Origin of the sequence: Pseudoalteromonas sp. A601 (genome assembly GCF_002165575.1) — a bacterium.
Taxonomy (GTDB): Bacteria; Pseudomonadota; Gammaproteobacteria; order Enterobacterales; family Alteromonadaceae; genus Pseudoalteromonas.
Map to the genome: position 1 here is coordinate 14,143 of NZ_MXQF01000018.1, position 13,431 is coordinate 27,573.

Sequence of the window (13,431 nt, forward strand, 5' to 3'; positions counted from 1 at the left end):
GAGAGAGTTTTGAGTGTTTAGTTTGCCCTAATTTGGTAATATTTGGCCACTTATTAGAAAATGTGTGATGTTATGGAATTCAAATTTATCAAAGCTGCAGTCGTAGCCAGTTTTTTAGCTGGTGCGTTTCCAACTATAGCTAGCCCCACGGCTTATTTACCAATTGGCATGGATGCGCAGCTTGATCACCAACTAGATACCTTATTTGCATTAACATCGGGCACGCCGATGGCTAAGCCATATCGTCTTACAGAAGTTGAGGCTGCGTTAAGTAAATTACAAGCTACACAGCCGGCTTTAGTAAGTGCAATTCGTGCTAAAATAAAGCCTTACCAAGGCACTGATAATATCACCCGTGTCGGTGTAAAACTCACAGTGGATGGTGATAAAACAGTAAAACTTGCCAATCAACGTGGAGTTAGCTCTGATGAATGGGGGCAGGTATTTTTTGAAGGTATTTGGCGACCGAACGATTACATGCTAATGCAAGTTGGCGCCGATTACCGCGCCAAACAGAATAAATTTACCAACTATAATAGTTTTATTAGTTTTGCAGGTGACGACTTACAGCTAAATATTGGCTATAAGGAACATTGGTTTTCACCGTTTAAGCAATCAGCGCAAATAATCTCAACCAATGCCCGTACCTCGCCATCAATTTCATTAGGTATGGTGGCGCCAGCGCATAATTGGTGGAACTTTGATTTTGAGCTTTATTACTCTGAGCTTGAGCATGTTGAAAAAGGTATTTTATATCAAGGTGAACTACATGATGGCACGCCAAAACTAGCTGGTACACATATTAGTATTGAACCTGTAAGCGGTTGGAAAATAGGTTTAAACCGCATGATGCAGTTTGGTGGCGGTCCTCGCGAAGTAAGTGCTGGGGATGTATTTAAAGCTTTTTTTGATCCTGCTGGTAATGATAACAGCAAACTTGCTGGTGGCCCAGATAATGAGTTAGGCGATCAATTTGCTTCGATAACCAGCACAGTTAACTTTAATTGGGGGATGCCAACCGAGCTGTATTTTGAATATGGCGGTGAGGATACGAAAGGCCATAAAAACTATGAATTTGGTAACATATTATATAATTTAGGTATTTTTTTACCTAAATTAACAGACGAACTAGCGCTGCGTTATGAATACACTAGTATGCATAGCTTGTGGTATAAAAACTATATTTTTCCTGCTAGTGGGAATACTAAGGATGGCTTTGTTATCGGCCATTACGCTGCAGACCAACGTAAATTTAATGATGGTGTACCTTCTGATATTCATAGTTTAGAGGTGGCCTACGCCGATACATTTGAATCACTTTGGCGTGCAAAACTGACGATAATTGAGAATGAAAGCGGCTATATAAATCATGTCGGTGCAGTTAGTGGGCAATATGAACAAGCTATTGAACTACAACTTAGTAATAACCGACAATGGCAAGACTATAATATTGAAACTACGCTAACGTATGGCGAAGATGTATTCGGTGATGACTATACATGGTTATCGGTGGCACTTTTTTGGTAATTAATAGTCTTAATTGTTTTTAAGTAATTAAAATACCGCAATAAATTTGAGAGAAATAATTATGTCTAACACTGACTCAGTTGCAGATAGCTATCTTGAAAGCTTAACCCGTCATCAAGCCTTGTTTGAGACAATGGAGACGTATCACCCACAAGTAATGCAGTTACTTGAAGTATGCCACAGCGTGTTACAAGCGGGCGGCAAAGTAGTCTGGTTTGGTAATGGTGGTAGTGCCGCTGATGCACAGCATTTAGCCGCAGAATTTGTGGTACGTTATAAATTAGAGCGTGGCCCTTTGGCATCCATTGCACTTACAACAGATACTTCGATTTTGACGGCGCATAGCAACGACTATCATTTTGATACCGTGTTTGAACGCCAAGTACAAGCACTCTGCAAGCCTGAAGATTTAGTCATTGGTTTAACAACGTCAGGTACCAGCGCTAATATTAATTTGGCATTGGCAGCAGCAAATGAAATAGGTGCTTACACTGTTGCATTGACAGGTCGTGATGGTGGCAAAGTTAAAGATATCGCAAAATTGCCAATTATTATAAAAGATGATGAAACAGCTCGCATCCAAGAAGCGCATATGTTTATTGGTCATTGGTTATGTGAAGCCATCGATATGGTTGTTGCGGGGCAAGAGTAATGGATTTAGGGTTACTTAAAAATTTATCTAACGCAAAGGTATTGGTGGTTGGCGATGTCATGTTGGACCGCTATTGGCATGGTGATTCAGGGCGTATATCGCCAGAAGCCCCGGTGCCGATTGTTAAGGTGAGTAAGTTTGAAGACAAAGCCGGTGGCGCAGCCAATGTGGCTAAAAATATTGCTCGGCTAGACGGTAAAGTTGGTTTGCTTGGTTTAATTGGCGAGGATGAAAGTGGTCAAATCCTCGAAAGCATTTTAAATGATGAACGTATTGATTCGCAGCTAGTCAGTGTGTGTGATTTACCCACTATTTCTAAAATGCGTGTTATTAGTCGCCACCAACAAGTCGTTCGATTAGATTTAGAAGAAAAATTTACCGAGCAGCACAGCCAATTATTGTTAAATCGCTTAAAACTTGTTTTAGAACAGTATGATTTTGTGCTTTTTTCAGATTACGATAAAGGCTCGTTGAGCTTAATTCAAAAAATGATTCAAGTGGTTAAAGCGGCAGGTAAAACGGTTCTTATTGACCCTAAATCATCAGATTTAAATCAGTACCGTGGTGCTGACTATATTACACCAAACTTAAATGAGTTTAAGCTCGCTGGTGGCCAAACTGATTCAGAGCAAAGTTTAACCGACAGCGCGCGCCAACTAATAAAAGATGCCGGTGTTGCAGCTATGCTCCTTACTCGTTCAGAGCAAGGTATGTCACTGATAAGCGCAAATGAAAAGTACGATTATTCGGCGCAGCAGCTTGAAGTCAGTGATGTAACAGGCGCTGGCGATACGGTTATCGCAACGCTTGCGGTAATGCTTGGAGCGGGTATGCAGCCAAAAGATGCGGTTGAAGTTGCTAACCTTGCAGCAGGCATTGCTGTTAGTAAGCTTGGCGCCGCAACAGTTTCCCCTGAAGAGTTGAGTCGTAAACTTGGTCAGTACTTACAAAAAAATGGTGAGCATTACCAAACACCATTTGATGATGTATTGCAGCATATTGAATTTGCAAAACAAAATGGTGAAACAATTGTGTTTACCAATGGCTGTTTTGATATTTTACATGCAGGTCATGTCCGTTACTTGGCGCAAGCAAAAGCTCGAGGCGATCGTTTAGTGGTTGGTTTAAATAATGATGAGTCTATTGCACGTTTGAAAGGTCCACAAAGACCTATTAACCCGCTTGATGAGCGTGCAATGGTACTGAGTGCATTAGCATCAGTTGATTGGGTCATTCCGTTTGGCAGCATTGATGAAGATGACACGCCGGCAAAATTAATCGAAAAGATCAGCCCTGATATTTTGGTTAAAGGCGGGGATTACACCGTAGAGCAAATCGCGGGTGCTGAACACGTATTACGCCATGGTGGTAAGGTCGAAGTGCTGGAGTTTTTAGACGGTTGCTCAACCTCTAAAGTGATCAGCAAAATTAAATCTTAGGCTTAAGGGATGACTGGTACGCAGTACTTAATTGCTGCCAGTCGCTTTGTTGCCAATGCATTACCTGGTTACGGCCATGCTCTTTTTCAAACGAGCGTAGTAAACGCGATATATTCGCTTGCTGCCACTGCTTTTGAACAGGTTTTATCTCACCTCTATCGAAATCAATAATATACACAGCGCCCGTATTGTCGAATAAGATGTTATTAATGTTTAAATCTGCATGATAAACACCTAAGTTATGGAACTGTGCGATGGTGTTGCCAATCATTGTTAACTCATCAGCTGTTAAAGCACGCTTTTTTAATACATCTAGTAAGCTTTGTGCACCCTCTATTGCTTGAGTGATAATATCGCCGCGGTAGATTAAACCGTGCTGAGTAATTTTTGCAGTAATGGGTTTTGGTACGTTGAGGCCCATTTCACAAAGCTTCATCATCAAAGCAAACTCTTGATAAACGCGGGTCTTTTCAAGGCCAAGGTACAAGTATTGATCGCTTAAAACTTTACCTACTAAACCGCCGCGCCAATAGTGTCTTAGCACGGCTGTTAATTCTTTATGACAAAAAAACCATGCGGTAGCTCGGCCTTTTTTACTGCCGACTATCTTTTCTTGCTGTTGCCAATATTCTGCATCAAACCAATTTAGGCTAATTTGAGCGCTGTACTCTGGGTGGCTCAGAATAATGTGTTGGTTGATTACTTGTTGATTAAACATGGCAAATATACTTTGTAGCAGGCAATAACGGTATCTTAACGCGTTTTAATGCCAAGCATAAGTACTTGCAATAGTGAGTGGTTAATTTAAGATCAAGCTCTCGTTAATAATAAAGTGAACAATGCCTGTGAGCCAGACTGCAAACTATTCAGATATCTGTATTTTACGACTTTCAGCAATTGGTGATGTATGCCATGCGGTTTCTGCGGTCCAAGCAATTCAAAAAGCACATCCTAATGCTAAAATTACCTGGGTGATGGGTAAAATAGAAGCCATGCTATTGGCTGATTTACCAGGCGTAGAGCTTGTTGTGTTTGATAAAAAACAGGGCAAGCAAGCATTTGAGCAGTTAAAGCAGCAATTTAAAGGCCGCAAATTTGATGTGCTCTTACACATGCAAGTCGCTTTACGCGCAAACCTCGTCGCACGCTGTATTCCGGCAAAGATTAAAGTTGGGTTTGACTGGGCCCGTGCTAAAGAGCTCCATAGCTTATTTATAAACAAACGTATAGAGGCAGAGCCACAAGCACATGTACTTGAAGGTTTTAAAGGGTTTGCTAAAGCGATAGGTGTACCTGACTACCAACCTAGCTGGGCTATGCCAGTGACAGAACAAGATCAAATCGTCGCTGATGAGTTACTCGGGGCAGAGCGTCTTGCCAGCCCTATTTTTGTGATATCGCCAGCTGCGAGTAAAAAAGAACGTAATTGGTTACCTGAGCGATATGCAGCTCTTGCAGAACATGCTGATCGCCAAGGGTTTCAAGTTGTGATCTCGGGTGGTCCAACTGAGCTTGAAATCGAACTGAGCGAGCAAATAATTAGCTACACTAACGCACCTATATTAAATTTAGTCGGCAAAACAAAACTCAAACAATTACTCTGTGTTCTTAAGCGTGCTGCATTGGTGCTCGCGCCTGATACCGGGCCTGCTCATATGGCTGTCACCGTTGGTACGCCTGTTATTGGTTTATATGCCCATTCAAACCCAAAACGTACAGGACCATATTTGTACCAAAATTATGTGGTTGAGGTTTATCATCAAAATTTATTACAGCAAATGGGTAAAACCGCTGAGCAAGTTGCTTGGGGTACACGGGTTAAAGGGAGTGATTTAATGGCCCAGATAACCGTTGAAGACGTAACATTAATGTTTGATCTAGTCGTTAAAAAAGAGCAGTTGCTCGCAACTAAGGTTTGCTAATGTTAAATAAAGCGCTTTTTTTAGACCGTGATGGTGTTGTTAATGTTGATCATGGTTATGTGTATGAACCTGAGAAGTTTGAATTTGTCGACGGCGTATTTTCTGCCTGTAAGGCGTTTGTTGATGCAGGCTATAAATTAATTATTGTGACCAATCAATCAGGAATAGGGCGAGGTTATTATACAGAGGCTGATTTTCATGCGTTAAGCAACTGGGTCGTAGCGCAATTTGCAGAGCATGATGTCACTGTCAGTGGGATTTATTTTTGCCCTCATCACCCAAAAAAAGCACTTGCTGAATATCTAAAAGAATGTCATTGCCGCAAGCCTGCACCTGGGATGTTGCTACAAGGTATTGATGATCATCATATTGATTCTAAGCAAAGTATTATGGTGGGTGATAAGCTCAGTGATATGCAAGCCGCAAGTAATGCGAATATTGCAACTAAAGTACTTGTACGTTCAGGCCAAGCATGTGATGCCTGTGCTATAGCAGCGGCAGATCATATCTGTGACTCTTTAGCTGATTTACCCGCATTACTGTTGTAGCTAAATATAAACTGGCAGCTTAAGTTGTCAGTCTCAATTTATGCGATGAACTACAAACAGTGCATTTAGTTGGCTAAACTTTTACAATAGCCACAATTCGTGATCGGCGATTAAATTTACGCTTGATTACCCGTTCAATTATTTGGAGATTTCAGATGAGAGAATCTGCATTTTTTAGCCAACTTCAGCAACAAATTGATGAAGTAAAAGCCGAAGGTCTGTATAAAAGTGAGCGAGTGATCACCTCGCAACAACAAGCACAAATTCAAGTTGCCTCTGGTGATAAAGTTATTAACTTTTGTGCCAATAATTACTTAGGCTTAGCTAATAGCCCTGAGCTAATTGCAGCCGCACAACATGGTCTTGATGAGCATGGTTTTGGTGTTGCGTCAGTACGTTTTATTTGTGGTACTCAAGATATTCACAAAACATTGGAACAAAAAATTAGTGAGTTTTTAGAAACTGAAGATACAATTTTATATTCATCTTGTTTTGATGCCAATGCAGGCTTATTTGAAACTATCTTAGGCCCAGAAGACGCTATCATCTCAGACTCTTTAAACCATGCTTCAATCATTGATGGTGTGCGTTTATGTAAAGCCAAACGTTTCCGTTATGCTAACAACGATATGGCCGATCTTGAAAAGCAATTAATTGCAGCGGATGAAGCGGGTGCTAAAACTAAGCTCATCGCAACAGATGGCGTGTTCTCAATGGATGGCGTTATTTGTAATTTAGAAGCTGTGTGTGACTTAGCGGATAAATATGACGCATTAGTGATGGTTGATGACTCTCACGCTGTGGGCTTTGTCGGTGAAAACGGTAAAGGCACACCAGAGTACTGCGGCGTGTTAGATCGTGTTGATATTATTACAGGTACTTTAGGTAAAGCCCTTGGTGGAGCATCAGGTGGTTATACTTCAGGTAAAAAAGAAATTGTTGAATGGTTACGTCAACGCTCGCGCCCTTACTTGTTCTCAAATTCGCTTGCGCCGTCAATTGTGACAGCTTCAATTAAAGTGCTTGAAATGCTAGCTGATGGCAGTGAACTGCGTGCTAAATTATGGTCAAACGCGAAGTACTTCCGCGAACAAATGGAAGCGGTAGGCTTTACCTGCGCAGGTAAAGACCACGCGATCATCCCTGTTATGCTAGGGGACGCAAAAGTTGCATCAGCCATGGCTGATAAACTCCTTGCTGAGGGTATTTACGTTACTGGTTTCTCATTCCCTGTTGTGCCAAAAGGTCAGGCTCGTATTCGTACGCAAATTTCAGCAGCACACAGTACTGAACAGCTAGATACGGCAATTTCAGCCTTTACCCGCATTGGTAAAGAAATGGGTGTTATCTAATTAATTATTAAACCGTGGTATGTCCGCGGTTTTTATTGAGTGTGTGATCATGAAAGCATTATCAAAATTAAAAGCAGAACCGGGCATTTGGATGACAGATGCACCAAAGCCAGAAGTAGGCCATAACGATTTATTAATTAAGATTCGTAAAACGGCTATTTGTGGTACTGACGTACATATTTATAAATGGGATGAGTGGGCGCAAAACACGATTCCTACGCCTATGGTCGTAGGTCATGAATATGTCGGTGAAGTAGTTGATATGGGCCAAGAAGTCCGTGGTTTTAGTGTTGGTGACCGAGTATCTGGCGAAGGGCATATTACCTGTGGCCATTGTCGTAACTGTCGCGCTGGGCGTGTTCATTTATGCCGTAACACCACCGGTGTAGGTGTGAATAGAGAAGGGGCATTCGCTGAGTACTTAGTGATCCCAGCATTCAATGCATTTAAAATTCCAGATAACATTAGCGACGAGCTTGCATCAATTTTCGACCCGTTTGGTAACGCTGTTCATACTGCGTTGTCATTCGATTTAGTGGGTGAAGACGTACTTATAACAGGTGCAGGTCCAATAGGGATCATGGCGGCTGCTGTCGCTAAGCACGTAGGTGCTCGCCACGTAGTAATCACAGATGTAAATGAGTACCGCTTAGACTTAGCTCGCAAAATGGGTGCAACTCGTGCCGTTAATGTTGCAAGCGAAAAGCTAGAAGATGTAATGACTGATCTGGGTATGACCGAAGGGTTTGATATTGGTCTTGAAATGTCAGGGGTGCCATCGGCATTTAATGCCATGCTAAATAATATGAACCATGGTGGTAAGATTGCCATGCTCGGTATTCCACCATCAGATATGGCGGTTGATTGGAACCAAGTTATTTTTAAAGGCTTAGTGATCAAAGGTATCTACGGTCGTGAAATGTTTGAGACCTGGTATAAAATGGCCAGCCTTATTCAATCAGGGCTAGATTTAGACCCAATCATTACTCACCAGTATTCAGTTGATGACTTCCAAGCTGGCTTTGATATGATGATTTCAGGCCAATCAGGTAAAGTTATCCTTAATTGGGACTAACTTTTCTAATATAGAAAAAGGCGGCCCTATAGCCGCCTTTTTTATTGATTTATTTAATTTTTTAAGAGGCAGCAATGGCATTTAAACATATTTCAATCGCCCAAACTCAAGAACTACTTAATAAAAAAGATGTGGTGATTGCAGATATTCGAGATCCTAATTCATATCAAGCAGGCCACATTCCCGGCTCTGAGCATTTATCAAATACGAATATTGGCGAATTTATGATGAACAAAGAGTTTGATCAGCCAATCATTATTGTTTGCTATCATGGTATGAGTTCGCAAGGTGCTGCTAACTATTTATCTGAGCAGGGGTTTGAAGATGTGTATAGTATGGATGGCGGTTTTACACAGTGGGAAGTACAGTTACCGGAGCTAGTTGAAAAATGATAGAGCTTGGCAGTATTAATAATCCTCGTGCGGCACAAGGTTTTATCGACTATATAAAAAGCCAAGGGCTTAGCGGCGAATTGCGCTCAAGTGATGGCCAAAATGTGATTATTTGTATTGCCCCTGAGCATTTTCACCAAGCTCAACCTTTGTGGCAAGCGTTTGTTGAAAATCCTAACCATGTACGTTATCAAGATGCATCGTGGCAAGTTGGTAATACGCAATCTCCTCTTAGTTACCAAGGTCAGTCACTTAATTTAAAAGAGCGTTTTAAAGCACTCAGCTGGCTCAACCAAACCGTTACCTTATTATGTGTAGGAATTTATATCGCCTTCTTACTCGGTGGTTTTGAGTCAATTTATGGTGTTTTACAATTTAATCCCAATCAACCTTTAACTTGGTTGACGCCTGCGATAGTGCACTTTAGTGCGATTCATTTAATTTTTAATATTATCTGGTGGATCTCACTGGGAGATGGTATTGAAAAGCTTGCTGGTAAAAGCACATTAATAGGTTTGTTTTTAACCACAGCCTTGTTTAGTAATTGGGCTGAGTATTTAATGGTAGGCCCTAACTTTGGTGGTTTGAGTGGTGTAGTTTATGGTTTGCTGGGTTACTGTTGGATTTACAGAACGCTCAATCCACAGCAGCCTGCTTTGGTGAGTAATGCGGTCATTGGTTTTATGCTTATTTGGGTTATTTTAGGGTTTGGTAATATGCTACCTGTTAATATGGCTAATTGGGCGCATTTAGGTGGTTTACTTAGCGGCATGGCTTACGCTTATACCGCACAGTTTTTTAACGCTAGTGATAAAGGTATTTAGTAAATAATACTTCGCGAATGATTTCTTGCCCTGTTTCTTGTTTTAGCAGGGTTTTTAATCGCTCAGCACAGCGTTTACGAATCTCTTCACGCCCTGTGAGTGATTTAATATTTTCTTCAGGCTCTTTCGATAAAATCTCTACCAGCGCATCGCGTAGCAGTGGTGTATGATGTTCAACAACTGCAATGTTTGCCATGTCTGTCAGCATTAAATCTACAGTTACACGGACATACCCTAACTTTTTGTTATTTTGCGCGATGTAATTGGCAATTATATCGGGCTCAAAACCAAAGTAGCCCACGGTAGACTCTGCACGACTGCTAAAGCTTGCTAATAAACTAAATGACAATGTAACTATTAAGATACCTGAGTAAAGCGCTTTTTTCATAAGTAAGTGGGGTGATCCATATTTCATGTTAACAGTTTATACGTAATACTGATTAATATACAGGCTGAATCAGCTATTTGTTATTGAATATCTTCAATTACTTTTTCCATAGCTTAGGCAGTGTTATCATTTACTCGGTTTTTATTAAATAGAGCTATTGTGATTACATTTCCTCTTTCCCTAACAGCTAATTGGCAACGTGGTAATACGGTTACCTCACTTTCACAGCAAGAACAAAACTGGCTGCTTGAGCCAAATTCTCTGACGGCTAAACTTAAAAGCCATGGTCGTGATTTCTCTGTTCAAGTATTGAGTGAAAAGCGTTTTATTTTAAGCCTACAGCAACAGCAATTACTTGATTGTCATTTATCGCAAGGTATTAACCGTGAAGTGTTACTTTGGTGTAATGGCCACCCTATGGTTTATGCTCAAAGTTGGTTACCTGTTTCTCAAAGTATGCAACAACAACAATTACTTGAGCTTGGCAATAAGCCATTAGGTGATGTGATTTTTCGCGACCCTGATTTAAAACGCACGGAGATTGAAATTGCATGTTTTGATCAGTATCACCCAGTACAACAGTTGGCTGAGCAACCTCTTGATTGTGTAAGTCCATTATGGGGGCGGCGTAGTATATTTTCTTTAGCGCAAAGTCGCTTTTTAGTGTGTGAAATCTTTTTACCTAAGGCGTTTATTTACCAATGACATTAGCTGCATTAAAAACTGCGAACATTGCACACTACAAACAACTAATGCGCACCGATAAGCCAATTGGCACGCTTTTGTTGTTGTGGCCAACTTACTGGGCTTTATGGCTCGCAAGTGGTGGTGTACCAAGCTTATTAAACTTTATAGTGTTTAGCTTGGGTGTGTTTGTTATGCGCAGTGCAGGGTGTGTGATCAATGATTATGCCGATCGTAAAATTGATGGCTCTGTTAAACGCACTGCACAGCGGCCATTGGCTGCAGGACTTGTTACTAGTGGAGAAGCTCTTAGCTTATTTGTATTTTTGATATTAATTGCATTTGGACTTGTGTTATTACTCAGCTGGCAAACCATCGTGCTATCTGTCGGTGCGCTGTTTTTAGCTTTTAGTTACCCTTTTATGAAGCGTTTTACTAATTTACCACAGGTGGTATTAGGTGCTGCGTTTAGTTGGGCTATTCCAATGGCATATATGGCTGCAAGCGGTCATGTGCCTGCCTCTGCTTGGTTGCTGTTTATGGCCAATGTTATTTGGACTGTGGCTTACGATACGATGTATGCCATGGTTGATAGAGATGACGATTTAAAAATCGGGGTAAAGTCAACAGCAATTTTGTTTGGTCAAGCAGATAGAGCAATCATCTTGTGTCTTAATGGCAGTTTTATAGCTTTACTTTGTTACATCGGTTGGAGTGAGCAACTTGATACACCGTATTGGCTTAGCATAGTGATCGCATCTGGATTTTTAGCTTATCAGCAGGTTTTGATTCATTCTCGTGAACGTGCTCAATGCTTTAAGGCATTTTTAAATAACCATTACGTTGGTTTAGTCATTTTTGTTGGTTTAGTGGCGTCCTTACCCCTAAACTTGTAAATTTCATCGCTTGTGTTTAGTTTACTAGCGCGGCGGATCAATCACGCCACTAATAGAGGCATTCATCCTGAACCAACCAGCTATGGAATAGCGATCATCACCTGCAGGTGACACTTCATGCATAAAGCGCTCGCTTTCAAACATAACAAGTGTGCCAGCCTGTGGCTTAATACACACTTCGACTTGTTTACTCTTAGGTTTGTATATTATTAATTCACCACCAGAGTCAGGTGTATTCAAATAAAATACTGTGGTAAAAACTCGGTTAGAGCGGCCTTTAAAGGCATCATAGTGTTTTTTATAAAAATCACCTTGTTGGTATTTAGCATAATGGCATTCGTAATCAAATAAACCTAAAAAGAAACTCCGGTTGAGTACGACTCTCATCTTTGCCATTAATGCTAAATAATCTAGTTGTGCTTGGCTACTGTCATCAAACCAAAATGTTTTGTCTTTGCGAACAGTTTTATTGACGTGTAAGTCATGTTTACGGCCAATGCCAGCGACACTAAATTCGGGGTTAATGCGATAGCAATCAAGCATCAATTTTGCAGTTAAACTTTTAGATAGAGCATTATTTATAATGGTATAGCCACGGCTTTCAATATCATCTAAATAGATTTCAGAAATGAAATGAGCGTTCATTTTATATACTAAGTATAGGGAGGTGCGCTAGTTTAGCTTAATATTTATTTAAAGCGAGCTTTTTATTTCGGACTTAAAACAAAAAAAGCCTGAATAAATCAGGCTTTCAATATCAACCTTACTCACTAACCGACAGCGCTGTCTTTTCTATTAAGGACAAGAGCTGGTTTATGTGCTCCCCAGGGGATACTTGCTGACTAGTTTGCACAATCAGCTGCTCATGAGCTAAGTCTTTATTTGTTTTTAACTGCACGAGATCTGAATGCTCAGCAACTGTATTTGCATGTTCAATGCTTGCAATGGCAAAGTGGTTCGATTTGCACAAGCCGTCCATTACTTGTTCAATACTACCAACTTTAATACTTGAAGCTTTATTTAAACCATCAATTGCTTCGTTAAGCATAGTTTGAATTTGCTTTGATTGCGAAAAACAGCCATACATTGGGAAGTCGATAAGGTCTTGCTTGCTGATATCACTTTTTTTGGCTAATGGATGGCTTTTAGCCACAAATAAAATTAGTTGATCAGGTAGGTGTATATCAGTACCAATACTATTTACAGCTTGTGAGCAAACACTAATATCAATTTCACCTAGTTGCAACTTACGAAGTAACTCACTTTGTTCTTGTAACTGCATTTCTATTTTTACATGCGGGTATTGTGCTAAAAATTGGCCACATGATACAGGTACAATTGCGCTTGCCTTAGTCGTATAACCAATTATCAACTTCTCGCTTGAGCAGTCGTTGAATGATTGAAATAAGCTTTTTTTGGTCGCTTCTAAAGCTGATAGGGTATTTTGTGCATAATCTAAAAATAATTCACCCTCGGCAGTAAGTTTAACTGAGCGAGTAGAGCGTTTAACTAATTGATAGCCAACTTCATCTTCAAGGGTTTGAATGCTACGTGTTAGCGCTGAAGTGCTTATTTTAGTGGTTTCGGCCGCTTGGCGAAAGTGTCTAAGTTGGCCTAATGCAACAAACTGTTCTAATTGTTCAAATCTCACTTTTATAGTCCTTTGTATAAGTAAGTCGCACGAGTGCGAGCATAGTTGAAATTATCTTAACAGATAGTAATGTATTGTACC

15 protein-coding genes are annotated in these 13,431 nt (G+C 40.5%); 11 read left to right on the forward strand and 4 right to left on the reverse strand.

Annotated elements, in window-relative coordinates; translation table 11 throughout:
* Positions 1-72 precede the first annotated feature (72 nt).
* The 3 genes from B5G52_RS15040 (at position 73) to hldE (ending at position 3,618) form a co-directional block, all read left to right on the forward strand.
* On the forward strand, positions 73-1,527 hold the full coding sequence (locus B5G52_RS15040) for a capsule assembly Wzi family protein (protein WP_087533463.1): 1,455 nt from the start codon (positions 73-75) through the stop codon (positions 1,525-1,527).
* 61 nt (positions 1,528-1,588) lie between these two features.
* Entirely contained in the window at positions 1,589-2,179 is a 591-nt protein-coding gene (locus tag B5G52_RS15045) for an SIS domain-containing protein (RefSeq protein ID WP_087533464.1), read from the forward strand.
* Positions 2,179-3,618, forward strand: a complete 1,440-nt coding sequence (gene hldE, locus B5G52_RS15050) for a bifunctional D-glycero-beta-D-manno-heptose-7-phosphate kinase/D-glycero-beta-D-manno-heptose 1-phosphate adenylyltransferase HldE (RefSeq protein WP_087533465.1) — start codon at positions 2,179-2,181, stop codon at positions 3,616-3,618. The genes B5G52_RS15045 and hldE overlap by 1 nt, the downstream gene beginning before the upstream one ends.
* On the opposite strand, the gene B5G52_RS15055 is transcribed toward hldE, so the two are convergent.
* Complete coding sequence (locus B5G52_RS15055; protein WP_087533466.1) at positions 3,608-4,336, reverse strand: 3-deoxy-D-manno-octulosonic acid kinase; 729 nt, start codon at positions 4,334-4,336, stop codon at positions 3,608-3,610. The genes hldE and B5G52_RS15055 overlap by 11 nt on opposite strands.
* A 127-nt stretch (positions 4,337-4,463) precedes the next feature.
* Here B5G52_RS15055 and B5G52_RS15060 point away from each other — a divergent pair, with 127 nt between their 5' ends.
* The 6 genes from B5G52_RS15060 (at position 4,464) to glpG (ending at position 9,731) form a co-directional block, all read left to right on the forward strand.
* Positions 4,464-5,540 (forward strand): glycosyltransferase family 9 protein, encoded by a 1,077-nt coding sequence (locus B5G52_RS15060; protein WP_176372562.1) that lies wholly within the window; start codon positions 4,464-4,466, stop codon positions 5,538-5,540.
* Entirely contained in the window at positions 5,540-6,088 is a 549-nt protein-coding gene (gmhB, locus tag B5G52_RS15065) for a D-glycero-beta-D-manno-heptose 1,7-bisphosphate 7-phosphatase (protein WP_087533468.1), read from the forward strand. The genes B5G52_RS15060 and gmhB overlap by 1 nt, the downstream gene beginning before the upstream one ends.
* A gap of 155 nt (positions 6,089-6,243) precedes the next feature.
* Complete coding sequence (locus B5G52_RS15070; RefSeq protein ID WP_087533469.1) at positions 6,244-7,440, forward strand: glycine C-acetyltransferase; 1,197 nt, start codon at positions 6,244-6,246, stop codon at positions 7,438-7,440.
* Between the two features lie 49 nt (positions 7,441-7,489).
* Positions 7,490-8,515, forward strand: coding sequence for an L-threonine 3-dehydrogenase (gene tdh, locus B5G52_RS15075; protein WP_087533543.1), 1,026 nt, complete (start codon positions 7,490-7,492; stop codon positions 8,513-8,515).
* 74 nt (positions 8,516-8,589) lie between these two features.
* Positions 8,590-8,907, forward strand: a complete 318-nt coding sequence (gene glpE, locus B5G52_RS15080; protein ID WP_087533470.1) for a thiosulfate sulfurtransferase GlpE — start codon at positions 8,590-8,592, stop codon at positions 8,905-8,907.
* Entirely contained in the window at positions 8,904-9,731 is an 828-nt protein-coding gene (gene glpG, locus B5G52_RS15085) for a rhomboid family intramembrane serine protease GlpG (RefSeq protein WP_087533471.1), read from the forward strand. Before glpE ends, glpG begins: the two co-directional genes overlap by 4 nt.
* Here glpG and B5G52_RS15090 read toward each other — a convergent pair.
* Positions 9,712-10,119, reverse strand: coding sequence for a flagellar basal body-associated protein FliL (locus B5G52_RS15090; protein WP_087533472.1), 408 nt, complete (start codon positions 10,117-10,119; stop codon positions 9,712-9,714). The two genes, glpG and B5G52_RS15090, sit on opposite strands and share 20 nt — an antisense overlap.
* A gap of 159 nt (positions 10,120-10,278) precedes the next feature.
* Here B5G52_RS15090 and B5G52_RS15095 point away from each other — a divergent pair, with 159 nt between their 5' ends.
* A complete protein-coding gene (locus B5G52_RS15095) occupies positions 10,279-10,824 on the forward strand; it encodes a chorismate lyase (protein ID WP_087533544.1) in 546 nt (181 codons plus the stop codon).
* Positions 10,821-11,699 carry a 4-hydroxybenzoate octaprenyltransferase gene (ubiA, locus tag B5G52_RS15100; RefSeq protein ID WP_087533473.1) on the forward strand — a complete coding sequence of 293 codons (879 nt, stop codon included), beginning with the start codon at positions 10,821-10,823 and terminating at the stop codon, positions 11,697-11,699. The genes B5G52_RS15095 and ubiA overlap by 4 nt, the downstream gene beginning before the upstream one ends.
* A gap of 24 nt (positions 11,700-11,723) precedes the next feature.
* On the opposite strand, the gene B5G52_RS15105 is transcribed toward ubiA, so the two are convergent.
* Both B5G52_RS15105 and B5G52_RS15110 read right to left on the reverse strand, forming a co-directional pair.
* Positions 11,724-12,344: a 2OG-Fe(II) oxygenase gene (locus B5G52_RS15105; RefSeq protein ID WP_087533474.1), complete on the reverse strand. Its 621-nt coding sequence runs from the start codon at positions 12,342-12,344 to the stop codon at positions 11,724-11,726.
* A 118-nt stretch (positions 12,345-12,462) separates the two neighbouring features.
* Complete coding sequence (locus B5G52_RS15110) at positions 12,463-13,350, reverse strand: LysR family transcriptional regulator (protein WP_087533475.1); 888 nt, start codon at positions 13,348-13,350, stop codon at positions 12,463-12,465.
* Positions 13,351-13,431: the final 81 nt, after the last annotated feature.